At 68.3% G+C, this 26,558-nt stretch carries 21 protein-coding genes and 2 pseudogenes; 10 read left to right on the forward strand and 13 right to left on the reverse strand.

The annotated features are described in order from the left end of the window. Positions 1-16: 16 nt before the first annotated feature. Both CG740_RS16730 and CG740_RS16735 read right to left on the reverse strand, forming a co-directional pair. Entirely contained in the window at positions 17-856 is an 840-nt protein-coding gene (locus CG740_RS16730) for a DUF4145 domain-containing protein (protein WP_100575937.1), read from the reverse strand. Continuing rightward, positions 853-5,502, reverse strand: a complete 4,650-nt coding sequence (locus CG740_RS16735; RefSeq protein ID WP_100575938.1) for an AAA domain-containing protein — start codon at positions 5,500-5,502, stop codon at positions 853-855. The genes CG740_RS16730 and CG740_RS16735 overlap by 4 nt, the downstream gene beginning before the upstream one ends. 347 nt (positions 5,503-5,849) lie before the next feature. Between CG740_RS16735 and CG740_RS16740 the strand changes: the two genes are divergently transcribed. Continuing rightward, complete coding sequence (locus CG740_RS16740) at positions 5,850-6,986, forward strand: hypothetical protein (protein ID WP_100575939.1); 1,137 nt, start codon at positions 5,850-5,852, stop codon at positions 6,984-6,986. On the opposite strand, the gene CG740_RS16745 is transcribed toward CG740_RS16740, so the two are convergent. Continuing rightward, positions 6,925-7,536 carry a very short patch repair endonuclease gene (locus CG740_RS16745; RefSeq protein WP_100575940.1) on the reverse strand — a complete coding sequence of 204 codons (612 nt, stop codon included), beginning with the start codon at positions 7,534-7,536 and terminating at the stop codon, positions 6,925-6,927. The genes CG740_RS16740 and CG740_RS16745 overlap by 62 nt on opposite strands. A gap of 105 nt (positions 7,537-7,641) precedes the next feature. After that, positions 7,642-8,979 (reverse strand): hypothetical protein, encoded by a 1,338-nt coding sequence (locus CG740_RS16750; RefSeq protein ID WP_100575941.1) that lies wholly within the window; start codon positions 8,977-8,979, stop codon positions 7,642-7,644. Positions 8,980-9,216: 237 nt separating this feature from the next. Between CG740_RS16750 and CG740_RS16755 the strand changes: the two genes are divergently transcribed. After that, complete coding sequence (locus tag CG740_RS16755; RefSeq protein ID WP_159030308.1) at positions 9,217-9,783, forward strand: hypothetical protein; 567 nt, start codon at positions 9,217-9,219, stop codon at positions 9,781-9,783. 310 nt (positions 9,784-10,093) lie between these two features. On the opposite strand, the pseudogene CG740_RS41735 reads toward CG740_RS16755, so the two are convergent. The 6 genes and pseudogenes from CG740_RS41735 to CG740_RS16785 all read right to left on the reverse strand — a co-directional run. After that, a pseudogene (locus CG740_RS41735) lies at positions 10,094-10,264 on the reverse strand (NUDIX hydrolase); the annotation flags it as partial. A gap of 56 nt (positions 10,265-10,320) precedes the next feature. Next, positions 10,321-11,079 carry an STM4013/SEN3800 family hydrolase gene (locus CG740_RS16765; RefSeq protein WP_234376295.1) on the reverse strand — a complete coding sequence of 253 codons (759 nt, stop codon included), beginning with the start codon at positions 11,077-11,079 and terminating at the stop codon, positions 10,321-10,323. Further along, positions 11,076-11,585, reverse strand: coding sequence for a hypothetical protein (locus CG740_RS16770; RefSeq protein ID WP_100575943.1), 510 nt, complete (start codon positions 11,583-11,585; stop codon positions 11,076-11,078). The genes CG740_RS16765 and CG740_RS16770 overlap by 4 nt, the downstream gene beginning before the upstream one ends. After that, positions 11,578-12,210, reverse strand: coding sequence for a dTMP kinase (locus tag CG740_RS16775; RefSeq protein ID WP_100575944.1), 633 nt, complete (start codon positions 12,208-12,210; stop codon positions 11,578-11,580). Before CG740_RS16775 ends, CG740_RS16770 begins: the two co-directional genes overlap by 8 nt. Before the next feature lie 3 nt (positions 12,211-12,213). Further along, a complete protein-coding gene (locus tag CG740_RS16780) occupies positions 12,214-12,954 on the reverse strand; it encodes a radical SAM protein (protein ID WP_234376296.1) in 741 nt (246 codons plus the stop codon). 563 nt (positions 12,955-13,517) lie between these two features. Next, complete coding sequence (locus CG740_RS16785) at positions 13,518-13,907, reverse strand: DUF6415 family natural product biosynthesis protein (protein WP_159030309.1); 390 nt, start codon at positions 13,905-13,907, stop codon at positions 13,518-13,520. A gap of 132 nt (positions 13,908-14,039) precedes the next feature. Here CG740_RS16785 and CG740_RS40940 point away from each other — a divergent pair, with 132 nt between their 5' ends. The 4 genes from CG740_RS40940 to CG740_RS16795 all read left to right on the forward strand — a co-directional run bounded on the left by CG740_RS40940 (position 14,040) and on the right by CG740_RS16795 (position 15,729). Further along, positions 14,040-14,513 carry a helix-turn-helix transcriptional regulator gene (locus tag CG740_RS40940; protein ID WP_234376297.1) on the forward strand — a complete coding sequence of 158 codons (474 nt, stop codon included), beginning with the start codon at positions 14,040-14,042 and terminating at the stop codon, positions 14,511-14,513. Positions 14,514-14,645: 132 nt separating this feature from the next. Beyond that, positions 14,646-14,906, forward strand: coding sequence for a hypothetical protein (locus tag CG740_RS40945; RefSeq protein WP_234376298.1), 261 nt, complete (start codon positions 14,646-14,648; stop codon positions 14,904-14,906). A gap of 47 nt (positions 14,907-14,953) precedes the next feature. After that, positions 14,954-15,139: a hypothetical protein gene (locus CG740_RS40950; RefSeq protein ID WP_234376299.1), complete on the forward strand. Its 186-nt coding sequence runs from the start codon at positions 14,954-14,956 to the stop codon at positions 15,137-15,139. Between the two features lie 17 nt (positions 15,140-15,156). Then, entirely contained in the window at positions 15,157-15,729 is a 573-nt protein-coding gene (locus CG740_RS16795; RefSeq protein ID WP_100575947.1) for an HD domain-containing protein, read from the forward strand. A gap of 550 nt (positions 15,730-16,279) precedes the next feature. Here the strand turns inward: CG740_RS16795 and CG740_RS16800 are convergent. After that, positions 16,280-17,746, reverse strand: coding sequence for a mobilization protein (locus CG740_RS16800; protein ID WP_199846477.1), 1,467 nt, complete (start codon positions 17,744-17,746; stop codon positions 16,280-16,282). Between the two features lie 438 nt (positions 17,747-18,184). Here CG740_RS16800 and CG740_RS16805 point away from each other — a divergent pair, with 438 nt between their 5' ends. After that, positions 18,185-21,466, forward strand: a complete 3,282-nt coding sequence (locus CG740_RS16805; protein WP_159030310.1) for a DEAD/DEAH box helicase — start codon at positions 18,185-18,187, stop codon at positions 21,464-21,466. A gap of 196 nt (positions 21,467-21,662) precedes the next feature. Beyond that, positions 21,663-22,004 (forward strand): histone-like nucleoid-structuring protein Lsr2, encoded by a 342-nt coding sequence (locus tag CG740_RS16810; protein WP_100575949.1) that lies wholly within the window; start codon positions 21,663-21,665, stop codon positions 22,002-22,004. Positions 22,005-22,110: 106 nt separating this feature from the next. Here the strand turns inward: CG740_RS16810 and CG740_RS16815 are convergent, their stop codons facing one another. Then, positions 22,111-24,702 carry a GIY-YIG nuclease family protein gene (locus CG740_RS16815; RefSeq protein WP_199846478.1) on the reverse strand — a complete coding sequence of 864 codons (2,592 nt, stop codon included), beginning with the start codon at positions 24,700-24,702 and terminating at the stop codon, positions 22,111-22,113. Positions 24,703-25,223: 521 nt separating this feature from the next. Further along, the gene (locus CG740_RS16820; RefSeq protein ID WP_100575951.1) at positions 25,224-25,430 is read right to left on the reverse strand and encodes a hypothetical protein; all 207 of its coding nucleotides are present in this window, start codon (positions 25,428-25,430) and stop codon (positions 25,224-25,226) included. 28 nt (positions 25,431-25,458) lie between these two features. Here CG740_RS16820 and CG740_RS40960 point away from each other — a divergent pair, with 28 nt between their 5' ends. Beyond that, a complete protein-coding gene (locus CG740_RS40960) occupies positions 25,459-25,881 on the forward strand; it encodes a hypothetical protein (protein ID WP_234376300.1) in 423 nt (140 codons plus the stop codon). Between the two features lie 7 nt (positions 25,882-25,888). Beyond that, a pseudogene (locus CG740_RS40965) lies at positions 25,889-26,398 on the forward strand (TetR/AcrR family transcriptional regulator); the annotation flags it as partial. Between the last annotated feature and the right edge of the window lie 160 nt (positions 26,399-26,558).

Raw genomic sequence — 26,558 nt, forward strand, 5'->3', positions numbered from 1 at the left:
GTGTGACTTTCGGTGGTCAGGCTGTCTCAGACTGGGAGTCGGCGAGGTCGTTCAGCACGGCGTTGACCACGGGCCAGCACATGTCCAGAGTGTCGCGATCCGGGGTGTGGGCCTCGCGGATCTCGGCACGCGGGTGGACGAAGTTGCGGTACTTGCGCAGTTCGTGGCAGAAGCGCTGGACATCGGCGCCGATCCATCCCGCGTCATGGCACGTCTTGATCAGGGTGTCCAGAGTCACGTTGTCCGGCGATGTCCTGCCGAGGAGCGACGCATCGCGTTCCTGGACCACATGGACCAGTACGCCTTCGAGCAGGCTGCCGAGCATGATCATGGCGGCGACGTGGGCGCCGTTCGCGTAGCAGGTACGCGCTTCGTCCAAGCGATGCTGGAGAAGGGTGGCCATCTGCTGGTCGCTGATGAGGTCGGTCATGGCGGCCCTCAGCTCGACCGGGCCCTGGCTGCCCGGGTGGGCGAGAGAGGGGTCGCAGGCGACGAGGCGCGGGCGGCCGCCAGGGTTCTCCAGACGCACGCCCTCGTGGACGAGGAAGGCGTTGACCGCGGAGACGACGGCGGGGAGCTGTTCTGGTTCGTCGAAGTACTCCCGCGGGTCGGCGAGTCGGAGCAGTACCTTCTCCAGTTCGGTCGGGTCCTCTCGGCGTTCCGTGAGACGGGCGAGGGTCCACTCCCTGCGGTACTCGCCGTCGTACTCCGGTACCCGCTGCCAGCCAGCGTGTTCCAGGAATCGGGCGATCTCATAGCCCTTGCGGTAGTAGAGGTGATCGTCGCCACTGATGACGCGGGACAGCTCCTCCAGGGTGTTGACGTCCAGGACGCCGAGTGGGGATTGCAGGGTCATGCCGGGCCTTCCGTGCTGTTGATTTCGGGCTCGTCGTCTTCGGCCATGCCGAGGACAGCGACGGGGTCGGTCGCGTCTGGACCATCGGGAGACTCCGCCGGGTCCTCGGCCAGCTCTTCATTGGATGAGAGGTCGAGCGGGGTCCACTGCACGCCGGTGATTGCGGAGGCCGAGGCGGACTGGCCGGCAGTGCCGCCGAACACGGCGGGGTGGATGCCCGCCCGGTTCAGCTCTTCCCACAGGCCGGTCAGTGCTTCGTCAGGATCGAATCGGAACTCGCTCTCACGGATGCGCCAGAACGTCCAGCCCACCCTTTGGAGTTCACGATCGCGCTGTTGGTCATGCCGGATCTGTTCGGGCGTCGAGTGGTACCGCTCGCCGTCGCACTCCACGGCCAGTCGCCCCCGGGCCCCTACGACGACGAGGTCAATGCGTTTGCTTCCTGCCGGGTACTGCGGGATGACGTGGTACCCGCGAGCTTTCAGGCGCAGGTAGACGTGCTGTTCGAAGAGGGATTCGAACGGCTTCTGCGGAACATCGCTCGACACCTCTCCGATGTCGTCGGTGGCGGCAAGCCCGGCGGGCGGGTTCTCCATGTAGGCAAGGAGGTTGAGGCGAAGGTCTCCCGGCTTCAGGCGGTCTGGCGGCACTGAGTAGAAGAGCCGCATCTGGTCCTGGGCGCGGGACGCAGCGACGTTGTACGCCTGTCGTTCACTGCGTGCACCGCCCGCGATGCGTGGCGGGTCTGTGGCGACCATCGACAGCAGGATGACGTGCCGCTCGTCTCCCTGGAACGAGGCGGGGTTGCCCACCCGGATCTGGTGGTGTTCGCGTACAGGCGCCGGAATCCGCTCGTTGATCAGCTGTTCCAGAAGCTTGACCTGACCGATCGGCCCTTGAAGGGTGATGACGCCCATGGTCTTGTCCCGGTAGGCGGGGTCCTCCACCAGCTGTGCCAGGCACTCAAGGATGGCCTCGGCTTCCTTCGGGTTGCGGAGCCGGCTGTCGCGTCCTTGGGTCACGGCTCCCTCGACGAAGTGCGTCACGAGGGGGTCGAGGCGCTCGCCGCCGTACTGGCGCAGCGGTTGCAATTTGTTGTTGTAGAACGTCTGAGAGGACCAACCGATGATCTCGGGCATGCACCGGAAATGCTCCTCCAGCCGGATCACCTTCGGGAAGAACGTGGACAGAAGCTGGTAGAGGTTGGTGGCGGGACCGTAGAGGGTGCGCAGGCTCGGAGGCATGTCCGGCAAATGGGAGACGAGCCGGTCGTGGATCGCCTGGTGACGTCCCATGCCGCTGAGTGAAGGCGCACATTGCTTGTCGTCCCCCACGACGATCACGCGAGGGGCGAGCCACATCAGGAACAGCGCGTCCATGCCCGCCTGACTCGCTTCGTCGACGATGACCACGTCGAACGCGTCTCGCTTCGGCAAGACCATCTCGGCCACCTGCGAGATGGGCATGACCCACGCGGGTACCGCTCCCTGCGCCGTCTTCATGGCGTCGTGTGCCGCGGCACGATAGCGACCTGCGCTTCGGCCCTTGCCTTTGCCATAGGAGGCCATGTGGGTGCGGTACGCCTGGAGTGCGGACCGCTGCTCCTGTGTCATTCGCTCCAAACAGTGCAGCCGACCCCAGATGGCGGCCAGTTCACCGGTGAGGGACTCCAGGTTCCTTTCGCACTGGTTCAGTTCGCCTTCGATCTGATGCTCACGGCCCGTGGCGCGCTGGCTGCGTACGAATGCGGAGGCCGCTGCCCAGGCCCACGCTTCGGCCAATGCGTCCAGCCGGGTCTCCCAGGCCGGATCATCGGGCTCCTGCATCAGCTGGTCGGCGAGCAGAGGGTGCGCCCTGCGGATGCCCTCCAGGAGTACGGCGCACCGACGCCGACGGTGCTCCCGCCGATGTGCCTCCCGCAATGCCTCGAGCTCCTTGGCGTAGCGGTCGACGTCCTGATCTCGGACGGCCTGGGCGGCGGCCAGTGCTTCGGAGGTGGGGTGAGAACCTTCCAATGGCGTGCGGAGGTACTCCTCCCAAGTGCCCAGCTGAGCCAGGGCTTCATCGGCTGCCCGCCGACCAGAGAGGGCGGCCAAAGCCGTGATGAAGTCCTGCCAGGCCGGGCGCGAAGTCAAGTCGATGTGCAGCCCGTGGCGCACGAGAAGTTCGTCGATGTGCTCGCGGGCGTCGCCGAATGCGTCGACGTGCTCCAGGTGTGCGTATGCCTCGGTCAGGGAAGCCAGACGCAGTTCCACTGGGCCTGCAGACATGGGGACCCCGGCTTGAGCCCACCGCTCTGAGAGCGTGGCAACGGAGGAGAGGGCGCGTAGGTGGGCGAGGACGGACTCGAGATCCTCCGGCGTTTCAGGCGAGTGACCGTTTACGGTGCACGTGTCGAGGAGTTCCTGGGCGGCCTTCTGCGCCTTCGAAGCACGGAAGCTGCCTCGCGCCCGCAGTTTGCCGGCCGAGACGAGATGGTCGCGCAGCGCAGAGCCGAGCGTGAGCATTGCGTCGGCCCGTTCGGCGGAGAGCTGTTCCGGTACCATGACGCGCTTGATCCCCAGCTCGTCCAACTGCTGTGACACCAAAGCGAGTTGATCGGCAAGTCCGGACACGCGACGCCATAGGGCGTGATTGGTGCGGGAGAGCCGCTCCGAGAGCGCCTTGGTGGTCCACCTGTCGGTATCCCATTGCCTGGCCGAGGGGGGCAGGCCAAGGCGGTGCAGAGCCGTACGGCAGTCACCCGCGAACGCGGTCAGTTCATCGGTGACGGAGGAGTCGAGCTGGGCGAGGTGGTCGCGGATGTCCGCTGATTCGGGGGAGAGGCCGTCCCCGGTGACGCGGCTGGCCGCGAGTGTCTGGGCTAGAACCTCGGGGGCGGGGAGGGAGTCGGGGTGCGGAAGCGTTCCGCCGGTCCGTGGCTCAGCTGCTCCGTCGCGCAGCAGGATCAGTAGTTCCGCTGCCTGCGCGGGTGACAGCGGGGAAGCAGAAGGAGTCGGCCCCTCATCCGGAACCAGGCCGATCCAGGAGTGACGTGGGGCGTTGTCGGCGACACGCCGCACGATCGTGGCGAGGGTGCCGGCGTATCCCGGGGCGATTTCCGGGTGCCGATAGACCTCGGCCTCCCGAAGCGCGATCACCTGTTCGGTCAGGACGCCGATCCTTCCCCGCACCTCTTCGCGGCGGTCGGAGAGCCGACGGATTTCCTCCCGGAGCTGATCGGAATCGCTGGCAGCGACCTGGTCGGTCAGGGCGTTGATCGTGCGTTCGAGTTCGTCCGCCCCGTCCTGCCGTGCGGAGCTGAGGAGGAGTACGCACAAGTCCCTCACCGCAGGTGGAAGTTTGTCTCGCAGGACCGTCAGGGCCTGATCGCGGGCGCTGGTCACGAGCACCCTCTGTCCCTGGGCGAGCAAGGCCGAGACCAGGTTGGCGATCGTGTGTGTCTTGCCGGTACCGGGCGGTCCCTGCACCACCACGCCCGTGTCGTGCTCCAGCCGACGCAGCACGCTTCGTTGCCGTTCGTTGGTCTTTCCCGGGAAGAGCGGGTCGTCCCCGAACAGCGGTGGGATCTTGCGGCCGTCCCAGTTCGCCCGCTCCTCCGGACTCAGGGGCAGCACCAACTGAGCAATCCCCAGGGGTGCGTGCGCCTCGGAGGCCACGCTGTCAGCAATCCGGTCGTAGAAACCCAACAGGGCATTACGGTCCCGGGGGCGCACCATCAGTGCCGGAGCGTAGGTGAGCCGTGCGCCTGCTCCCGGTTCGCGTGGCGGCTGCCACTCGGCGCTGAACGCCACTGGGCGCTGCAGCACCCGCTCCTGCCATTGGGCCAGTTGCTCCAGGGCCTCGGTTCCGAGCAAGTGCAGTGATCGGGCGGCGATCTCCTCCGCAAGCGCGGCCGAGCGCTCGGCCGCCCAGCCGTCATCGGTGTCGAGGAACGCCTGGTCCTCAAGCCGCACTGCCCCTTCGGCCATGAGGCGGACCGTGAGCCGAGCGGTCTTACGGTCCACCGAGGTCTCGACACGGTGGGTGAGCAGATGGCGATGGACGGCGTCGCCTCGGGGATCACTCCAGGTCAAGAGGCCAGTAGCCAGGATGAGTTCGAGCTGGTCATCCTGCTGGGTCAGCTTCTGATGCCAGTGGTAGACCTGCTCGTACAGCTCTCGTAGGGCTCGCTCCGCACGCTCCCGCTCCGCCCACCGACGCCAACGATCTAGCCACGGGCCGTACGCTCGTAGTACTTCAGCGGCATCCTCTCGGCGGACGGTGTGATCCTCCGCCTCCTCCAACCACTGGCGGCCGTCTGCGGCTCGCACCAGCTCCCGCCCCGGTCCCTCGATCGCGAGCGGCGGGTCACCGCCATCCGCGTCTTGGCACCGTTCCGCGGATACCCATCCGTCCAGAGCATCCGGCAGAGGGGGCGGGGCGGTTTGCGGCACGTGGTCGAGCGTGAGCAGCAGACCATCGATTCGGTCCGATGGGCGCCGTACGGAGGCGGGAAGGTTGGCCAACCACAGGCGCTCTCGCGAGCGTTGGTCGTCGCGAAGACGGTTGTGGCTGCTCTGCACGACCTCTTTGAGGAAGCCGATCAGTCCGGTGGTCTGACCGATGACATCAGGGTCTTTCGCGGTACGTCGCTGTACGTTCACCTTGCTCCCCTCGGCTGGCGGCGAACGTTTCAGGATGGGGTCGCCAGGCAGGCAGAGCAACGGGTCTCCGGACAATGGCGCGATATGCGCTGCGCATAGGCCGGAACAATGTTCCGCCACGAAGATTGCGTCGGAGAGCCGTGTGAACACTGGGTCGGAAGGGACCAGAGCACCAGTCGTGATGGTGCCGTTGGTGAGGGGGCCGAGAGAGAGATCGGCACCTGCCTGGATGGCGTTACGCAGGCCAGAGTGCCTGTACAGCGGGCAATGGCCGTTTCGCGACGTGGTATCCGCGAACGTTGGGATTCCGGCCCATGAAGAGGTTCCTCCCTGCCAGGCTCGGATGTGTGACGTACGTAGTGACGGTAGACACCAGCATCCCGACGGGCGCACCGGAGATGGACCCGCTCCAGCGCGCCGGTTCCGTGGCACTCCTTGAGGACGGGTTCGACTCGGTCGAGAGCATCGACGGTCCGGACGGCATGGAGGTCGACGTCCTCGACACGATCGTGGCCGTGCATCCGGGCGGGGCGATACTCAAGGTGTTCGTGGACGCATCGGCCCTGGAATTCGCGGAGGACGCGGTACGTGCGGTCGTGAGCGAGCTGCTGGAGCGTTCCGAGCTGCTGGCCGACTGGACGGTCGACCGGTGCGCGGTGGAGCTCCACCCCGAGGACGCCCGGGAGAGCCTGGCCGCCGCCGACGGCCCGGAGGTCCCGCCCGCCGATCCGGCAGCCCGGAAGGCCCGGCATGCCGAGAGTCCAGCGGCCGGCGGGGACGAGTACGACGCGGAGGCGAAGGCCGCGGAGGTACGAGCCAGGATGCTTGTCTTGGCGGACGAGCTGCGCTACTTCCCGCCGCCGATGTTCGGAGTGCTCGACGAAGAGGAAGCCGAGAGCGAAGACGCCGACTATGACTTCACGGTCTCGCCGGAGGACGCCAAACTCGCGGCCGGGGCCCTGGTCTACAGCACGGACATCTTGGTGGACGAGCTGTTCGAGGACGCACAGGCATTGGCGGAAGACGAGGCCACGGTCGCGGAGTGCGAGCGGCCCCTGTGGCACCTGGAGGACCTGCCCGAGCGGTACGCCCTCCAGTACGACGTCCTCTTCGCCCGGCGCTTCCTGGTGACCGTCATCGCCATGACCACCCGGTTCACCAACGGGAGCTTCCACCAACTGGGTTGTGTGGCCGAGGAGCTCGCACTGAAGATGCTGCTCGACGCGGCGAGCGCCAGCCTCGACCTCTTCGGTCTCCTCGATGACGGCGTCAAAGCAGCCCTCGACGCGTTCGCTGAGAGCGTCTACGAGGATGCGGACTACATGTGGCTCTACGACGAATCGATGGACGGGATCGACGAGAGCCCCGTCGGCGAAGCCCTCGGCATCGAGCCCATGTCGATCAGTTCGTGGTTCACGCCGTTCAACGAGAGCCGTTACGTGCACCCGTACGCAGTGGACGAACCGAAGGAGACGGTGTCGTGAGGCCAGCGCTGCACGGCGAGCGTCCGTAGGCGAGTCCAGGGGCCGGAGGGCTCTTTCCTGCTGCCGACTCTTCCTTGATGCGCAGCGCGCGGGGGTGGCCTTGGTGAGCGAGTGCTTCCACCACCCTGTCAACGGCGGCGTCGACCGCCTCGTGCTCCCACACGCGCAGAGGTTGCCAGCCCAGGCGGACGAGGTGCACATCGGTCTCCTCGTCCCGCCGGGCGTTGCCCTGCAGCTTCTGTCGCCACCACTCCGCGTTGTGCTTCGGCGCGTGCAGGTGGCGAGGACACGCATGCCAGAAGCACCCCTGCACGAACACCGCCGTCCGCCACCGCACGAAAGTGACGTCCGCACGGCGGCGCCGCATCTCCGGAACGGGCAGGTTCACGCGATAGCGGAAGCCAAGCGCATGCAGAGCGCGTCGAAGAGCCAGTTCCGGCGCGGTGTCGCGACCGCGTTGCGCCCGCATGACCTTGCGGGCGCTGGCGTCACGAGGCACGGGACTGCCTGCACGGCCCACTTGTTCTTCCACGCGTTGGACAACCTGCATGTCGCGGTACCGGTCACCGTGCCGTCCGAACCAGTGAGTCGGGTCCGGGAATCCGGGCACTCCCGAGGCAGCGATGCCGGTCGCCTCTCGCAGACAGTCGAATGGTCAGGGCGCGGTAGTCGAGCCGGCGAACCCGTCGCCGTCCCTGTAGACCAGCCCGATACCGAGTCCTGCCAGGTAGTCGCACAGGTCCTGGTGCGGCTTCGACGGGACTAGGACGGCGGATCGCAGGCCCGGGTGGTCGATGTGGCGGCGGTAGTCGAGGAGTTGCCCCACTGCCATGCGCACGGCGCTGCGGCTCGTGTTGGCCTTCGCCTCGTAGAGGACGCCCGCTGTCGTGTCGACGAGGTCGGTCAGGAGTTCCTCACCGGTGCCGGCGACCTGGATCCGATAGCGCTGGACCTGGTGGCCCCGGTCCGTCAGGTGCTGCTCGTAGGCAGCGCAGAGGGCGGACTCGCGGCGCTCTATCGATACCTCTTTCCGCGAGGCGGAGCGAAGGGCCTTGCGGGCGCGGAACGCCTCGGGCGCGACGGCCGTCGCCGTCGTCACCGTCGGCCCTACGGGCTCGATCACGTCGAGGGGGCGTGGGAGCAGCACGATTCCGTAGTCCGCTGGCGGGCCAACGGCGTTGGTGAGGAGTGGTGCGTCGAAGTGGGCTCGGCTCTCGTGGAGGGCGCCGATCCTGGCCAGAGTGATGCGGCAACGTTCCAAGGCGTCAGCTTCGGTGGGCAGTTCACAATATTGCCATTCGCCCCCTGACCAGGCCGCGCTGCCTCGGCCGCGGGCGTCCCACTGCTGTGCATCTTCGAACTCGATGATCCTGTGCTTCCTGCGCCTTTGTTCCGGGCCCTGCTGTGCCGTGGTGCAGGCAGCTGAGAGGACGAGCGCGTCGCGCATGCCCCAGCCGATGAGCAAGGGGGCCGTGTTGGCCGTGGGATGGAGGAGCTGCCGGACGCGTTCGTAGCCATCGATGAAGGTGGTGCCAGATATGTCCGTCCGGCACCGGGAGCAGGGGATGTCCTTGCGCGCGGCGTACCTGGCGTCGAGCTTGTCCTCGCCCTCCATGCTCATCAACGAGAGTCGGGAGATGCGACCGCAGCACGGGGTGGTGACCAGCCCCACGATTAGCGCGTGTCGGTAGTTCCAGACGTCGTAGGTCCACGCGTGGGCCTCACCGGCCTGCGCAGAGAAGAAGAACCGTTGATCCCAGCCGTCCGCTCCCGTGCTGCTGGGTCTGACCGCTTCGTGGCGGTGGAACAGTGCGGTGTGCAGCGAGGCACCGGTGGCGGTGGTCTCGACGAGCCACGCGTCCGGTTCGCACGCCTCTCCGGGGTGCAGCCCTTGCGCGTGCAACTGAGCTGCCGTGGCGAGCGTTGCCGGAACGGTACGCAAATCGAACAAGGGCAGTTGCGCGAGGCCGTCGCCGTACACCTGCAGCAGCATCTGTTCCTCCGAGCGGCCTCTTATTCGATCATCCCACTGTCACACGTGGCGGAACGCGTGGTCTACCGCTCCGGGAAGGCGTTGTCAACGTGCAGTTGGCAGCTGCCACGTTCGGGTTGAGAGCGTGCCGCGCGCGAACTCGCATCCGGCCTGTTGCGTCGGAGAAGCCAACTGGAGGCACCCGCACGAATGAGGCAATCGAACCGGACCGTGCGGCATGGAGGAGGAGGGTTTTCCATGGGACGACTCGACGAAGCGGTCCGGCAGGCGACGGTGTCACCGAATGACCGCTCTCCCGTAGCGGAGCCGCTCCACCGCACGCCTCTGTCACAGCTTGAGAAGGGGATGAATCTCGTTCTCATCGACTCCGACGTTCCGGACGCCAGATTCTTCGGTGCCGTGTTTGCCCTACGGGACGGCAGGATCGTGCTGGTGATGCCCATCGGGCGCCGCGAGCTGGAGCGGGATGCTGTCGAGCGCGCACTCCTGGCCCGTGTTCTTGACGCGTGCCTAGATCAACTCCCACGGCTCCCGACTTCCCTCAAGATCATTGATGTCGAACTTGATGATCCAGCACGACTGCCACCGTGCGGAAGGGTGCCGACGGAGGGCTGCCGAGGCGGGGGACGCACATTTTACGATTGCAGGTGGGCGCCGTTCGGTAAGGAGCACCCTTCTGCTCTCCGTTGCCAGGAGGATGCTGAGCGCGTCGAGCTGACGTTGCCGGAGACCGGCGGCTGCTGCGCCGCCCCGGCCACCCTCCAGGTCGGCATCGGAGCACCGGCTGCCTCCGGAGGCTGCTGACCGGGGCGGCCAGGCCCCGCGCCATGCTGCCCGAGGGCAGGCCGTCAGAGGGTGGAGCGTTCGGCGAGGAGGAGGGCGAGTGGCCCGGCGGGGAGCAGGAAGCGTCCCCCCTCAGCGGCTCGGATAGCGTCTGGCATCGGCCACCAGGAGAGTTAGAAATCCTCTTCTGTTGGCGTGAGTTGCTGAGGTCCCAGAGTCGCCCGCGAGCCTCGTAGAGGTGGATGCGGGCTGTCGAGTCCAGAGTCATGGCGTACGCTCCGAGGGGGCGCCAGGTCTCGGCGCTGATGCCGGCTTCCTCGTGCAGTTCACGCCGGGCACACTCTTCGGGGCTCTCGCCGTCTTCCCGGCGCCCGCCGGGCAGGAAGAGGTACTCGCCGCCGTTACGGGGGAAGTCGGAGGTCAGGACGGCCACTTGGCCGTCCTCGTCGCGCGCCACGATCACTGAGGCGTCGCGGGCCGGGCGCGTGCGTTCGTCGCTCATGCCCGGCGAGCGTAGTGGGGGTCAGCCGCGCACCCTGGCCGCGTACGGCACGTTCATCACGACGGGTGGGCGATGCCGCGGCCGTGGAAGCCGTCCTCGCCGAAGGCGTCGCCGTGGTCCGCGCACAGGACGATCAGCCAGCGGCGACGAGCGGTGAGGGTGGTGATGAGGCGACCGAGGTGCTGGTCGGCGTAGGCGAGGGCGGCGCGTTGGGAGGCGGCGGTGTCGTGGCCGTCGCCGAGGTAGTGGGCGTGGGGGACGTGGGTGGCGGAGACGTTGACGAACAGGAACAGGGCCTGTTTGTCGAAGGTGTCGGCGATCTCCAGGGCGCGGTCGACTTGGTGGCGGGTGGAGTCGGGTTCGGGGGAGCAGAAGGTGGGGCGCCAGTGGTCCTCGTCGAACAGGTCCGGCAGGACGGAGCCGAGCGGGGTCTCGCGCGAGAAGTAGGTGACGCCGCCGACGCAGGCGGTGCGGTAGCCGTGCTGGCCCAGCCCCGCGAGCAGGTTCGGGGCATCGAAGACGAACGTCTCCGGCGGCACGGTCTTGAATGCGGGCGGGCGGCACTCCCACAGGCGGGTGGGCTGCTCGGGTTGCGGGAGCTTGGGCAGGAAGCCGGAGAAGAACGTCATGTGGGCGGGGAGGGTGAAGGTGCCAGGGGTCTGCCGCCGCTCCCAGCCTCCCTGCGGCAGCAGCTCGGCGAGGTGTGGGGTCGTGCCCTCGTCCAGGGCGGTGCGGGCGGTCTCGTAGCGCAGTGAGTCCAGGGTGATGAACAGGATGGGGACCCGGTTGCCGATGACGTCGGCCGCGTTGATCACCGCTCGGCTCCTTCCTCGGCGGGCGGGTGGGGGTAGTGCTCGATGCGGCCCTTGGCCGTTTCGTTGACGGGGATGGGAACGCGGTCGTTGGCGATCAGGTGCCGGATGCTCGCGAGGCCGGTGTCCTCGTCGAGGGGTTTGCCGTCGGACCCGTACAGGACGATGGAGACTGTCTCCTCGCCTTCCGGCCCGGTGGACGAGACGCGGGCGCCGGGCACGCCGCCCAGCTCGGCCATCGCCCGCAGCAGGGTGTCCTCGTCGGCGACGCGGAGGGTGAGCACGGTGCAGGCGTAGTGCTGGGCGTTGACCGCACCCCGGCACAGCCGCTGGTGGAACGGGACACTGGTGCTCCGCCCGTCGTGGGCGACGGTGATGCGGTGGGCTTTGAGGGTGGTGACGAGGCAGGCGCCGAGCCACCAGCCGGCCGCCGCGTGGATCTCGTCCGGGTAGCGGCCGTTGGCACCGCCGTCCCGGATCACGGCGTCGGTGTCGATGGGGTCAAGCACGGTTGCCCTCCGCGTACTTGAGGATCTCGTCGGCGAGCTGGTCGGGGGTTCGGCCGTCGGTGTCCAGGACCACGGCGGTCGGGTCGCCGGCGGCGACCGTCTCGAAGTTCAGGAGCAGTTGCTTGAGACGGTGTGGGACCTCGAAGAGGTCGGCGTCGTCCTGCTTCAGGTCCTGCTTGCTGCGCATTCGCTCCCGCAACACCCCCTCGGAACAGCGGAGGTAGAAGGTGTGGTCTGGGGTGGCCGGATAATCGTGGAACGGGGCGAGCAGGCGCGTGACGTCCTCCGTGGCGACGCCGTGGGCTGCTGCGTGGCAGGCGATGACGGACGACCGATATCGGTCGGCGATGACTGGCCCGGCGGTGAGTGCCTGCCGGGCCTGGTCCGAGGTGTCGAGCAGGCCGGACAGGTAGAAGCCGAATTGGGGCAGGGCCCGTAACCGCTGGCGCGCCTCCTCCGCCCATCCCTCGTGCGGCAGGGTCAGCGTGTGCAGCGCGGTCGCTCCGAGTCGCTCGGCCAGGACGCGAGCGAGGGTGGACTTGCCGACGCCGGAGACCCCCTCCAGTACGCCGAAGAAGCCACGGGGGAAGTCGCCGTACGGGATCGGCGCGTACGCGGGAGGCAGGTTTCACAGGGTCCCCTCGGTGAAAGCGGTGACGTGGCGGGCGACGGCTTCCGCCCGCTGGTCCGGGTCGCTCAGCGCGTCTTTGACGTCCAGGCGCAGGTCGCCGCGCAGCAGGCAGGGCTGGACGCCCGCGGCGTGGTCGGCGCGCAGGGCCCAGAAGCCTTCGACGCAGTTCGCACGCACAGGGCAGGTGCCGCACTGGCCGACGTGGTGACGGCCGAGACCACGCTCGATGACGTCGATCCCCACCCCGTCGACGCGGAAGACCCGCCGGCCCTGGCCGACCCCGGGGACCTCGACGTGTTCGTCGGCAGTGAGGGTCCGCAGGTGCTGGACGATCTGCTCGGCCGGGACCGCGTTGTCGGCGTCGTAGTCGTTGAAGTCGGTGGGCACCAGCTCGATGAACTGCACCGGCAGGCCGCGCGCGAGGGCGTGGTCGAGGATGGCCCGGACTTCGTGCTGGTTCTGGCGCAGCAGCAGGCAGTTCAGCTCGACCCGTTCGAAGGTCTCGCGCGCGGCCTCGATCCCGTCGAGGATCGGCGCGATGCCCGTGCGGACCCCGGCGATGTCGAGGAGCGAGGCGTCGGAGAAGTAGTGGAGCGAGACCTTGACCTTGCCGAGGCGGGTCTGGGCCAGCCATTCCTGGTTCTGGCGGACGCGGGTGCCGTTGGTGATCAGCGTGTACGAACCGTCCGCACCGATCTCCGGCAGGTTCGCCAGCACCTCGCGGGCCAGCGGCGACACCAGCGGCTCCCCGCCGCTGAAGTAACCGCGCCGCAACCCGCCTTGATCATCGCCCGGGTGAAGGTCAGGAAGTCCTCGGCGGCCACGACACGGGGCCGTGGCTGCTTAGTTCGGTCGCGCAGGATGAGGGGCGGCGGGACGTCGTCCTCGTTGTGGCAGAAGAAGCGGCCGAGGTTGCACCGGGGTGTCAGGGAGATCCGGAACTGGCCGCGCGGAGCGGCGAAGTTCCGTAGGGCGGTCCAGTCGACCGCCTCAGGGGCGGTCAGGGCTGCGGTAGTGCTCACGGCGTCCTCCGGACGGGTGGGCGATGAGGTGGCGCCGATGCGTGCGCACTCGGCGAGATGCCGGCCGCGGCCCGCCCGTTCTCGGGGGAGGCGTCGGCCGCGACCGGCGTGGGCGCCCCGAGCGGAAGGGCGCCCTGTTTCTCCCGCGCCCTGTCCCTCTTCGGGGAGCAGCACGCGGGAGAGCTGGAGATCAGCCGCCGTCGGTGGCGATGGCGATCGTGAGGGCGACGGTCAGTACAGCGAGGACCAGGACGTACGCCATGACCGCCCGCTGCGGGCTCACCGCCCGGGCCAGAACGGACGCGGCCGGGTGCGGTCCTGGAGGAACTGCGTGAACGAGCGGACCGCACGGGCCAGCGCCCGCAGGTACGTCCAGTTCGCGAAGGGCCCGTCGCCGGGGCCACGGTCGAGCAGCTCCGCCCAGTCCTGCAGCGCGCCGGGGACTCGTACGTCCCGCTCCGCCTCGGGCAACCTGCTCACGGAGCTGGCCAGTTGCCCTCCGTGGTCGAGCATGACGGCGACCTGGCGGGCATTCTCGGCCGGAGCGGGCTGGTACGCGAACCCGACCAGCGCCCGGTCGCAGTCCAGCGCGATCAACTCCAGCTCGCTCGCCGATGGCACGGCGTTCGGAGCGCTGTCCGCTGCCTTCTGATGCGTCACTGTGCCCACCGCGCTCCTCCTCGAAGAGACCCTTGCCGGGCCATCCGATCGGTCACAACGACCGTATGAGCGTGGGGAATGCGATGGGACTGACCCCGGGTACGTGTTAAGCGGAGCGCCACGCCAGGACGGGAGGGCGTCATGGGCCACGGGCCGCAGCCACGCAGGATCGACATCAGCGGGATCGTGTCCGGCTACGTATTGCGCCTTGCCCGCGAGAGCATCCCCCGCACCCAGACCGGCCTGGCCGAGGATCTACAGGTCGACCTCACGACTCTCCAGGGCTGGGAGTCGGGCCGTCGCCCCTTGGCCAACATGAAGGCCGGCGCCCTGCTCGACGTGCGCTGCCGGTTACCCGCGCTCGGCGCGGACTCCGATCTGGTGCAGCTCCTGGACGCGGCGATGGACGCGGACCGCATCCTCAGTGGGGCGCTCAGCCCTCCGCTCCGGCTGGAGCAACACCCACTGGCCGAGTGGGTCCACACCCGCGCGACGGCCCACATGTTCGCCTCGGCGATCAACGGAACGCCCCCCGATGCTGGTGAACCGGCCCGCTCCGCGGCGCCGTGGGGCCGTACCGACCGCACCAATCATCCCTGCCCAGCAGCGGCTTGACCTCTTCACCCATCTGCGTGAAGTCGCGGAGGGCGCGTCTAGCACGAGCGGGACCGGGGTGCTGCTGCGCCGCCAGGCCGCGTACCTCACCTCGTAAGACGACAGCCCGACACCTCCGCCTGGACAGCCCATGTGCTCCAGAAGGGCCGGGGCGCTCTCTCCGTCCACGGCTGGTCATCCCTGTGGCCCGAAGCTCGGTCGACCGCAACTGCCCTTGCCCGCCAGGGTGATCCGCAGCCGCTACGCGACTTCATCGAGCGCGCCTTGGTGGACGACGACGCGGGTGAGGCCGCGAACCTGAACTACTGGGCGTACTGGCTCGGCGCCGCCTCCCGGCCCCAGCCCAGCGATCTGTTCATGCGGGACCGCGAACTCACCGGCTGGGACCCATAACGCTCCTGCGACTCCTGGTACGAGGGCTCCAAGAAGCGCCGACCTATGTGGAGTTGTACGCCCACTCGATCTGGGCGCTGGTGCACGCGCACCCGTGGCTTCCGCAGGCTGCCCCTTCCGTCCCGGGCGTGCTCGGTGAGAGTGTCGGACAGATCCTCGACACCAGCTCGATCTCCCCCAGGTCCAGGCACGATCTCGGCGCCGTGCAGCACCAGCTAGGCAACCGCACATGAACGATGGAGGGCCACACATGGCAGACGACCAGAGCCGCGGCACCGCAGGGTTCCTGTTCGAGATGGGGATGCTCAAGAGGGCCAAGCGGTCCGGCTGGTGGATCGTCGGCGTCAAGGACCCCGAGACCATCGCGGAGCACAGCTTCCGCACGGCGATCATCGGGAGCGTCCTGGCCATGGTGGAAGGCGCCGACCCCGCCAGGGTCGCCCTGATGTGCGTCTTCCACGACACCCAGGAGACCCGCGTCAGCGACATCCCGCGCATCGGCCGCCGCTACCTTCAGGCCGCCACCAACGAGGCCGTCACCGCCGACCAGGTCTCCGCCGCCCACCCCGCCGTCACCGCCGGCGTGCAGCGCATCGTCGAGGAGTACGAGAACGGCGACAGCCCCGAGGTGATCGTGGCGCACGACGCCGACAAGCTCGAATGCCTCATCCAAGCCGTCGAATACCGCGAGCAGGGCCACCAGAACGTGCAGAACTGGATCGACACCAGCCTGGCTGGCCTCAAGACCGCCTCGGCCAAGGAGTTGGCCGAGGCGGCCCTGAACATGCCCTCGCTGGAATGGCAGCAGACCTACCTGCGATAACGACTGCCGCCCGTCACGAAGCATGCCGCCTGAAACGTTTGTGCGAAATGGGCGTCCTGAGTGACTCATGCGAGCCTCACCGTCCGGAGGCTGGCGGCGGTGCCGACCGCTTCCGCTGGGATGAGCCGCTGGAGCTGCTCACCCCGATGGTTGCCGGCCGGGGCTGATCGGCAACGGGGAGGGCTCTGGCGGGCGCGCTTTGGGCGTGGTGACGTCGCTGGCGGCCAAGGGGCTGGCTTCCCTGATTGCGGGCAGGGCTCGTTCCGTATCGGAACACCCCGGCCGTTCCCTCAGGCAACGGCCGGGGTGTTCCCTCGGGGAACGACTGAGGGTCGCTCTGGCCTAAGGGGTCGTACGACGGCTGCCCTGCAGTGCGTGCTTGCGCTTGGGATATCAGCATCGGTACGGCGGGCCTCAATGAGCTGACGGGTTCGCCGCCCGGAGCGAGGGCGCGGGCCGATGGGGCGATGTCGCAGCTCGCGGTGATCGTTGCCGAGGCGCGTTCAACGAGTGAGCGCCGGGGCGTTCAACGGGTGGATGGTCCTCCCGTTCACCCGTTGAACGCGCTGGCGTCTCCGAATAGCCGTGGCATGGCCGGGGCCGATGCTGCTGGTACCTGTCGCGTGGTCGCCCGCTGATGGCCGGGTCGCTGATCCCGCAGAGCTCCTGGTGCCGGGGCGTATCCGGGGAGGTCCGCGGTGCGTCGCAGGCGCCAGATGAGGACCTCGCCGGCGGATTCGGCGGAGTCGAGCTCGCGGCGGGCGGTGGCCTCGACGAGCAATGCTCGTGCATCCTGTCCGGCGGTTTCGGCGTCGGTGAGGGTGGCGACCAGGGCGTTCCAGCCGGGCTCGGCCAAGATGGTCTCGGCGAGTTCGGGCAGGACGGCGCGCAGAGTGGTGGCGTGGCGGCGCAGCAGGGACGGGGCGATACGGCGGCCACGCTCGCGCAGCACTGTGAGGGGTTCGCCTGCGGCGTGCTGGTAGGCGGCGCGTAGGTGTGCGGCGGTCCGGCGGGCGGCTTCGGCTTGCTGGGCGTGCTGTCGCTGGGCGTGCCAGTTGGCGGCCGCGGTGGCGAGGAAGACCAGCATGTCCAGGACCATCGCGGTGCCGGCCCCGTCCTCGCCCCGGCCCGGAGCCGGCCCGCCGTGGACGAGGTCGCGGGCCGCGCGGCGCAGGTCCTGCGCGTGGCGGAACTCGGCGCGGGTGTGCGAGCGTGAGGCACGCTCGAACTCCCAGGCCGCTTGACGCAGTTCGCTGCGGGTATCGAGGGCGGAGGTCTTGGCGAGCGCGTCGAGGACCTCACCGGTCGCGGAGATCTGGGCGGCCGCCACGCCATCGTCGGCGCCGTGGTCGAGGACGAGCAGGGCATGCCGGGCAGCGTGGGCGGTGGCGCGTCGTGCTGCGGCGGGTACCGATGGCCGGGCGGGGCGTTCCGGCTGCTCGCTGCCAGCGATCTCCGGCGGGGTAGGGGCGGTGGTGAAGCGTTCCTGGATGCGGGGCAGGGACAGATCGGGTGCGAGTCTGGAGCCGGAGTAGAAGGTGGGCTCGTTGTCCTTGTTGCGGTCGTCGGGCAGGGCCACCTTGTAGCCCTGCAGATCGCCGGAGGGCAGCACCCTCGTGCGGACGAGTAGCCCGGCGTTCTTGAGGCGGTCGAGGAACTCGTCCGTGGAGGCGGCGCCGTCGCCGGCGCCGCGAACGGTCTCGCGCAGCTCCTCACGCGGGGCGCGTGCCCGACCCTGGCGTTCGGCTTTGTGGCGTTCGGCGCTGGTGGGGCGTTTAGAGGCGATCCCGTCGCCCGGCGTGACCCGGTGAAGGCCGTAGTCGGCTTCGATACGGCGGGCCTCGGCCTGGGCGCGGCGGGCTTCGTTGTGCAGCCTGGGACGGCGGCCGTCCTCGCGGACCAGCGTGGCGATGACGTGGATGTGGTCGTCGGCATGGCGGACGGCCGCCCACCGGCAGGCGGCCTCGTCGCCGTTTCCCGTAGACGCTCCGTGGAGTGCATGAACGCCGGCGCGCATCGATCTCGCCATCGCCCGGCTCGACCGACAGCGGGCGTGGCCGGCGGGGCGCTGCCTGTCAACCGGCATCGGGCACGCGTCCAGATTCACGGGGTGGCGCTGTAACCCCGGGTTCGTTGCTGCAGACGGCTGATTCGCTGTAGGACCTCCAGGACCTTTCAGGGCGGGAATGAAGCGCACTCAAGCAGTTCGCCCACGGACGGATCCAGACTTCGTATCAACTTGTTCGAGACGTCTGTCGAACGCGCGACCGAGCTGATCTGGCGTGCCGAACTTGCGCTGCAGGACCGTCTCGTCCACTGCCAGTCCGACATCATCGACAATCGTGAATGTCTTCCCACCTGCTGGGCTGGGGCCGCGGCGCACCCGCGGCGTCTGGCAGGCGCGGGAGGTCCGTAGGGTACGGGTGAGTCGGCACTGTGGGTTGGGGGCGTTGTGGTGGATGAGCAGCAGCGGCGGGCCGGGGTCGTGGGGTACTGGCGTGCGGTGGAGCTGTTCAGTCCGCAGAAGATCCCCGCGGTGTCGGTTAGGGAGCGCGTGTACGCGGTGTCTCAGGACGATCCACTGCCGTGGCAGGACAGCCACCCGCTGCGATCCGTAGCCCTGGAGCCAGGATTCGTGTGGCAGCACGTGGTCTACGGCGGGGCTTATGCACTGCGCGCGGTGCGCGACGCGCTGCTGGCAGTCTTCGGCGAGAGCGAAGAGGACCACGACGGGCGAATGGACGGCGAGACTGCCTTGTTCGCCCTCACGGTCAACGACGAGGGCCGGCTTCTGCTCGACTCTCCGGTGCTGTCCACGTGCGCCTGGGCCACCGGCCGAGCCCTGGCCCCGGGGCCCGGCCGCAGGGGATGGCTGGAGGGCTTCGAGGAGGACGAGGCGGTCTGGCTGGCCCGCGCGGCAGAACTTGGCGACGTCCTGGCGACCGACGTGTCCGAGGAACGTGAGGACGATCTGCTCGACGAGGACGACGACAACCCCGAAGACGACGAGGACAAGATCGGGCTTCGGGCTCTCGGCGCCAAGGACCTGCTGGAGTTCGTGGCGGAGGTCAGTGCCGCGTGGGGTGTCCAGGAGGCGCTGCGGCCGGGCGAGGTGCGGGTCCGCAGTGTCATGGTGCGCCAGAAGCAGGCAGACGGGGCTGATCAGCAGGACTTCCTGAACAGCTTCATCGCCGCCGACCTGGGACGGGTCGCCGACGCACTGCGCACAACGGAGCCGGGAGCAGGTCTGGCCGCGTACCTGACCCCGGATGAGCAGGTGAACACCGCATGGCGCACCGACCTGCGCCAGCATCCCCAAGCAGCTCTCGATCAAGTCGCGCCCGAAAACGCGCCGTTGGGGCGCTGGCCGGCGAACGCGAAGCACCCGCTCGCGTTGAGCCAGCAGTTCGCGGTGAACACGATCTGGCGGGACCTGGGCGGTGCGAGCGGCCTGTTCGCGGTCAACGGCCCGCCTGGCACGGGCAAGACCACCATGCTGCGCGACTGCTTCGCTGCAGTGATCGTCGAACGGGCCCGGCGTCTAGCTGCGCTGCGGATGCCCTCGCAGGCCTTCACCGATGGCAAGCCGTACACCTGGAAGAGCGGCGATTACACCCGCACGGTCACCGCGTTGCGCCCGGAATTGACCGGGTTCGAGATGGTGGTCGCCTCCGCCAACAACGGGGCGGTGGAGAACATCTCCACCGAGATCCCCGCCCGCGACGCCCTGGGCGAGCACTGGCGTGAAGAGGCCGACTACTTCAGCGAGCAGGCCACCCGCCTACTCAAGGGCACTCCGGCCTGGGGCGCGGTCGCGGCCCGTCTGGGCAACAAGAAGAACCGCATGGAGTTCGTCAACCGGCTCTGGCACGGCAAGTACAAGGCGAGCGACGAGAACGCGCCGCCCCCACCGCCAGGGCGCCGCCCGCCGCGCCGGCGCGATGCGTGGATCGACAGCGATACAGGGGTCTCCCAGCTCCTGCGCGAGTGGGCACGCCAGCCGCACACCGGCGTATGGCGCGACGCCAAGGAACGCTTCCACACCGCCCTGGCCGACGTGGAGCGGCTGCGCGAGGAGCGCGCGGCCTCGGCGGCCGCCCTCGCCGGCCTACCCGCAGCCCGGGCCCACCTCCGCGAAACGGAGCAGGCAGTCGCACACGCTGAAGAACAGGTCCGGCAGGCACAGCGCGGGCACCCTGGTGGTGAACAGGCCCTCGTGCGGGCCGAAGCGGACCTGGCCGAAGCGCAACGGCTACACGAAGCGCATGCTCAACGACGCCCCGGGTTCATCGTCAGCCTGAGCACCCTGGGTCGTGCCGGACGCGACTGGCACGCCCGCGACCAACAACTCCTCACGGACGCCGATGCGGCCCGCGACACCCGCAACCTCGCGCGCACCGCGCTGAGTACCACACAACACCTGCTCGCCCAGGCAGAGCACCAGCGCCTCACCTGCGCCCAGGCCCAGACGGCGGCCGGGGAGCGCCTGGCCGCGCTCCAGGACCTTGTGGCGGCAGCGGAATCCCGGTGGGAAGGGCACGTCCCCAAGGACACCTGGCTGGTCGACGACGCACAGCGTGAACTCGCCGCGCCCTGGGGCGATGAGGTGATCGCCCACGCCCGTAGCGAACTGTTCCTGGCCGCTCTGGCCCTGCATGAGGCGTTCCTACGCTGTACGGCGCGCACCATGTACGCCAACCTCATGGGCGCCATGGATGCCGTCACCGGCAACATCCCCAAGACCGTTCCGGTGAAGGCCCTGCAGGCCGCCTGGCAGAGCCTGTTCCTGCTCGTGCCGGTCGTCTCCACCACCTTCGCATCCCTGGACCGCGTCTTCGGCCGGCTCGGGCAAGAGGCGCTCGGCTGGCTGTTCATCGACGAGGCCGGACAGGCCAGCGCCCAGCAGGCCGTGGGCGGTATGTGGCGCTTGGCCCGCACCGTGGTCGTCGGCGACCCGCTCCAGCTCGAGCCCGTCATCGTGCTGCCCTGGACCGCCCAACGCGCCCTGGGCGCCGAGTTCGGTGTCGACGAACAATGGGCGCCCAGCCGTACCTCCACCCAGCAGCTCGCCGACCGCACCAACCGCTACGGCACCCTGCTCCCGGCCGAGCTTCCCGACGGCAGCCAGGAAGTCTGGGTCGGCTCGCCGCTGCGGGTCCACCGCCGCTGCGACGACCCCATGTTCACTGTCAGCAACGCCATCGCCTACGACCACCTCATGGTCTACGGCACCCTCGGCCGCGACGAATACCGCTACCAGCCCCGCAGCTGCTGGGTGAACGTCGTGGCAACCGAGGCCGACGGGCACTGGATCCCCGAAGAAGGACGCGCCTTGCGCCGGGTACTGGAAAAGCTCCGCGACGAAGGCGGCGTCGACCTCACCCAGGACGTCTACGTCATCAGCCCGTTCCGGAATGTCGTCCGCGGCGCCGAGAAGGCCTGCCGCGGCCTGCTGCCCGACAACCGGGTCGGCACCATCCACACCACCCAGGGGAAAGAAGCCGACGTCGTCATCCTCGTCCTCGGCAGCGACCCCCGCCGCCCGGGAGCCCGCACGTGGGCTGCCTCCCGGCCCAACCTCCTCAACGTCGCCGTCAGCCGCGCCAAGCGCCGCCTCTTCGTGATCGGCAACCGCGACACCTGGCGTGACCAGCGCTACTTCTCCACCCTGGCCGAAACCCTCCCCGCCCATGATTGGACCCCACCTAGCGGGCCTGGCTCATCGGTCTCGCGCTGACGTTGGACGGTGGTCTCACGGGTGCGCCTGCGAGGACAACGACCCGCGCCCGCCCACTCAACGCAGGCTGCTTGAAGGCGCAGATTCATGTCCGCAATTCACGCGGGATGCAGGACTGGCGAGCATCGGTCACTCAAGATGACGGGCGCACCATCTTTGGGTGGCTGCTTGCCGGATCGGGTCTATAGTCAGCCGTATGGCCCAGAAGGTAATTACGACATACGTGGATGATCTCACCGGTGAGGAATCGACCGAGATTTCCACACACAGCATTCTCATCGACGGAGCTGGGGTTGAGATTGACCTCACCGATGAGAATTACGAGAAGCTCCTCGCCCTCCTCAATCCGTATCTTCACGCGGACGGCGCCCGCAGGATCCGAGGAGCTGCGAAGGCGAAGGGCAAGCCTGGACCGAGTGCCGAGAGCAAGGGCGACTCGTCGGCAATCAGGGCCTGGGCCAAGGAGAACGGCCATGTGATCAGCGACCGTGGCCGGGTGCCGGCAGCGGTCCGTGAGGCATACGCGAAGGCCAAGTAGGAGAACGGTTCGCGCCCCCTCACTCTCGAGTGAGGGGGCCTCGTACTGCCCGGGCGAACGAAGCCGGAAGAGGTACCAACTGGCGTCGGCGAGTGGGGGCGTTGAGTCAACGTGCCCGCCCCTGACGGCGGCCCTTGCGCTGTGCGAGTTGGGGAAGCCAGAACTCGGCCGGCTGAGGATCTGTGGCCGCCGTTGCCCAGCCGTCCTCCTCTTGGGGATTCCGGGGAGCCCAAGAGCGAGGTGCCTTAAGGGAGCGAACCTCCCTGACCAGTGCCGTCATCGTGTCGGGGAGAGTGCGGTCAACGTCATTCAGCAAGAGCGGGATGCCCAATGGGCCCCGTCTCGGAGTCGACGTCCGATACGTGACCTGGCAGAAGGAACTCACTTCGAACACGGCACCCCGAGCGTCCGCTGGTCCCTCCGCGTCCGAGAGCCACACAAGCCGGTCTCCGGCAACCAGACGTTCCCTGCCGTGGATCATGCCGTTCCGCGCGGTGCTGTCTCTGTTGAGGAACGGCACCGGGTCTTCGAGGGCGCCGGGATCACTGTCACTGATCCCGGCCACGTGCCCTGGGTGGCGCGTGGAAACGATCTCCAGTACGTCGCCGTCCGCGTGAACCTGCCAGATATCGAGCATCTCTGCCGACGAACTGAGCAGACTCGGATATGCCGTGAGCGCAAACACCTGCCCGGCCCTCAGCGGGAGGACGACGCGATCATTGTCGCGCAGTCGATGAATGGCAGGGACCGGCGCCCAGCTGGTGAGGCCGGTTACTTCCTCCTGGCATCGCCGAATCGCCTCAACGGCTGTCTCCAAGGAGACTTGGAAGAACTCCCGATCTCCAGCGACCCGTTGGGCGGTGAGGAGGCGGTGGACAGCCCGTTCCACGTCTTTGGGCCTGGACGTGTGTGCCCTGTGGAGAACGTCGAAGGGGAACGGGACTGACGTCCCCGACAGCTCCTTTGCCCGGTCTTCCGAGAGCTGGTCGGTGTAGCCGATCTTGAGCATGTGCGGGAAGGCCGGGTTCCGCTGGATGTACACGAACCCCGTTGTCAAAGGAGGAGGCAGAGGTGTTCGGGGCTGCGTTTTGCCTGTGCCGCTGGGTTTCTGACGTTTCTTCGTGCCGGTGGCGAAGGCGGCCAACGCGACTGGTGGATCGGCTGAGAGGGGCGTGAACCCACCTTCGAGGCCGCGTTGGGACCAAGCAACGATGTCGCGTCCTCGGCATAGGTGCTCGACGTGTGAACGGGGCAGTCGCTGCAGGGCCCCTGCCAGAGCTTCGATCTCGTCGTCTACGTCGTAGTTGCGGTCACGGGCACCTGGCAGTGTCCGGTTCAGCCCGTCGATGGCGACTTCCCTTATCAGGTTCGCCAATTCCTGACCGATGGGGACGTACAGAGCGCCCAGGGGCGTGGACTCGATTTCGTCGTACTCGTTGACGGCATGCGCGTAGAGGTCGATGGGGACGCCGGCCCGCTGTGCCAGGAGAAGCAACTCGCAGGCGTGGGCCGAGTTGTCCATGTCGAAGGCGAACCGGGCGCACATGCCCTGGGACTCAGTCCTGGGCTTGCGGCAGACCAGCAGAAGTCGGCTCGAGTGCTCGGGATCTCGCTCGAAGCCGAGGGGTAGCACCCCCTCGCTGACTGCGGCCTGGGCAGCCTCGGTCTCCTGCGGGGTGCGCACGATGATGCTCCACCGAGGCAGCGGCCCGCAGGTGCCGTGCGCCGTTTGTACATCGAAGAGGAAGGAACCTCCGCGTCCGGGACCTCGGAGATCGAGTGAGTGGTTCAGAAAGGTTCGGATGCAGGCGTCCCGGAAGCGCTCCTGCTGAGTGCCGCTTCGCAGTACTGCACGTTCACTGCTGCTGAGGCACTCGATCGCCTTCGTCAGCGTGTCGAGGTACTCGTCGACCACAGCCAAGGCGGAGGTCATGACCGGTTGCAGGGCACGTTCCAGCTGGGGGTGGCGAGTTGCCTCGACAAGCCAGTCTCTGGCGGCGAGGCAGCCGGCCGACTCCGTACCGAGTGTCCAGAGGTGGCCTGCCGCGGAGGCGGCGGGGAACCGCTCCGACCATGGACTCCGAGCTTCGTGGCCTCGCTCGTTGTGGGCCATAGCGACAGCGGTGCGAACCCGCCTATCCGGCTCGGCTTCCAGTCTGGTCCAGATCGTGCCGGAGCATGTCTCAAGAGGCGTGAGAGAGCTAGGCATCAAGGCAGAGGCGCGATCAGGGGTCTCAACACCCCAATGCCGTCGCAGCTCGTTGGCTACCTGAGCGGGGGACGCTGTGCGACAGCGCTGGCGGGCCCACTGACCAAGAAGCAGGTCATACGTGCCTTCTGGATCCTGAGCGCGCAGGCCGAGGCCGAAGAGCAGCACGGAACCCGTGAGCCCGTCGTACTCCATACGCCGGCGCACTCTCTCGACCAAGCTGGCGAGCTGATCTTCATCCGGCCTGGGGTCACTGAAGTCCGGGTGCTGGGCGAGAAGTTCAATGACCTGCGTTGTCGACAACCCTTGCGAGTCCAGGATGGCGATCCGCAGGATGAGAAGCGCGCGCAGTAGGTTCAGATTTCTCGGGTCGACGGCGAGCCGCGCCGCGTCCAGAGCCGGTTGGTCGTCGGCGGTGGCTGCCAGACCCGTACAGATCTTCTCTATCCACTGATCTCGCTGGTCAGTTAGGGCGGCACTGGAAGGCACAGCCTCATCCCCCTGTATATCCGTGGCCGGTGTGCTGCCGTGGCGCCGCTGGGGGCCCCGGCGAAGGCTCGTTCGCATTCCCGCGTATCAGCGGAGTCTATGACTGACCACTGACAGAGCCACCCAGCATGTTCCCCGATGCCCGTTGCCGTCCCCGGTCCACCAGCTGTTGTCCTGCTCTGCCCCGACGCATCCGGCAATGGACGGTCGGCGGGGGCAAGTTTTGGCCGACCTCTCGATTCCACGCAGGACCTCGGCTCGGCCAGGGAGGCTGCCCCTGGAAGAGAGGCGGCCAGGGGGTGACGATGGGGTACACAGCCGTACATCCGCAGTGCGGCCGGCTGGACGCGTCCCTGGACGATCTCGGCTGTGGCCGCGCTTGGTCGGACATCCACCGCGTCAAAGGCGTGGAGCTGACGTGCCCGGAGTGCCAAGGCCGGGTCTTCGCGCGGCGCTCGCAGCACTACGTCGGGCACTTCTACCACCAGGAGCGCCCGCACGATTGCCAGTTGGCGAACGAGTCACCGGAGCATCACCTGCTGGAGCTGGAGCTGGAGCTGGAGCTGGCAATGGCGGCGCGCGCTGCGGGGTGGCGTGCAGAGCTGGAGGTCGGCAGCCGGGCCCGGGACTGGCGCGCTGATGTCATGGTCTATGACCAGCTGGGGCGGCAGGTTCTGGCTTTGGAGGCGCAGCCGTCGCCGATGACGGCGGATGACGCGCAGCTGCACGGACCACTATGTGCGAGACGGATTTGCCGTGTGCTGGATCTCCCTGCGCGCCCAGCCCTGGCAGCGCACCGTGCCGTCGCTGCTGGCACGCACACCGAAGGACCGGGGCGACGCCTGGACGGTGTTCCACGGTGTGGCCCGCCACGACTGGAGGCCGCGCACGCTGAAGGCGAAGGCGAAGTGGACGCACATCGAGTGTTCCCTGGGCGACGTAATCGGGTGGATTCTCGACGGCGGTGTGCATCCGCGTACGAGTGCGAACGGGACGGTGTGGTGGACGGCCCTTGCGTATGATCGGCTGGCGCTTGGGCGCGCCCGGCTGGAGGCGGAGGCGGAGGCGATCGCGCGAGAGGAAGCGGCTTCCAAAAGATCGAGCCTCGATCAACCCGGAACGGTTCATCACAGGGCCGGAGGGACGCCGACTCACCAAACCCGGCCGGAAGACCCGTGAACGCATCATCGAGGCGGCCGCGGAGCTGATGTTCCACCGGGGCGTCGGGGGTACGAGCATCCCGGACGTCCAGTCGGCCGCCGGGGTCAGCGCGTTGCAGATCTACTACTACTTCGGCGACAAACAGGGCTTGGTCCTGGCGGTCGTCGACTTCCAGACGGACACCAAGCTCGATCAGCAGCGTCCCCTGCTGGACAACCTGGACAGCATCGAAGCGCTGCGGGCCTGGTGCGCCGGGGCGGCGGACCGGCAGGACGCCACGGGGTGGGTCGGCGGCTGCGAGATCGGCTCGCTCGTCAGCGAACTCGCCGAGACCGACCCCCTGGCCCGCACCGACCTCGCCGCGGCCTGCGATCGCTGGGAGGCCCCCATCAGGTCCGGGCTCGCCCGCATGCAGGCTCGCGGCGATCTGAGCGGGCGCGCCGACGTCACGGCACTGGCCACCGCGCTGCTGGCCGCGATCCAGGGGGGCATGCTGCTGTCCCAGGTCCGCCGGTCGAGCCACGCGTACCGGCATGCCGTATCGGCGGTGATCGACCACATCGAGAGTTACGTCCCGCGGCAACCACTCAGGATCTGCCGCCGCTCCCGGCCTCCGGACCGGCGATTACCTCCGTCTGCTCGCCATGGCACGCCGCGCTCCGGCGGACACCTCGGGGGTACCGGTCGTCGTCGCG

The sequence above is a fragment of the Streptomyces sp. CB01201 genome, from assembly GCF_002803085.1.
Classification (GTDB): Bacteria; Actinomycetota; Actinomycetes; order Streptomycetales; family Streptomycetaceae; genus Streptomyces; species Streptomyces hundungensis.

What these genes read in the sequence shown, in the direction of transcription:
- CG740_RS16730 (WP_100575937.1), bottom strand. Translation starts at nt 856, where the DNA reads ATGACCCTGCAATCCCCACTCGGCGTCCTGGACGTCAACACCCTGGAG.
- CG740_RS16745 (WP_100575940.1), bottom strand. Translation starts at nt 7,536, where the DNA reads ATGCAGGTTGTCCAACGCGTGGAAGAACAAGTGGGCCGTGCAGGCAGT.
- CG740_RS16750 (WP_100575941.1), bottom strand. Translation starts at nt 8,979, where the DNA reads ATGCTGCTGCAGGTGTACGGCGACGGCCTCGCGCAACTGCCCTTGTTC.
- CG740_RS16755 (WP_159030308.1), top strand. Translation starts at nt 9,217, where the DNA reads ATGGGACGACTCGACGAAGCGGTCCGGCAGGCGACGGTGTCACCGAAT.
- CG740_RS40940 (WP_234376297.1), top strand. Translation starts at nt 14,040, where the DNA reads ATGGGCCACGGGCCGCAGCCACGCAGGATCGACATCAGCGGGATCGTG.
- CG740_RS16795 (WP_100575947.1), top strand. Translation starts at nt 15,157, where the DNA reads ATGGCAGACGACCAGAGCCGCGGCACCGCAGGGTTCCTGTTCGAGATG.
- CG740_RS16800 (WP_199846477.1), bottom strand. Translation starts at nt 17,746, where the DNA reads ATGCGCGCCGGCGTTCATGCACTCCACGGAGCGTCTACGGGAAACGGC.
- CG740_RS16810 (WP_100575949.1), top strand. Translation starts at nt 21,663, where the DNA reads ATGGCCCAGAAGGTAATTACGACATACGTGGATGATCTCACCGGTGAG.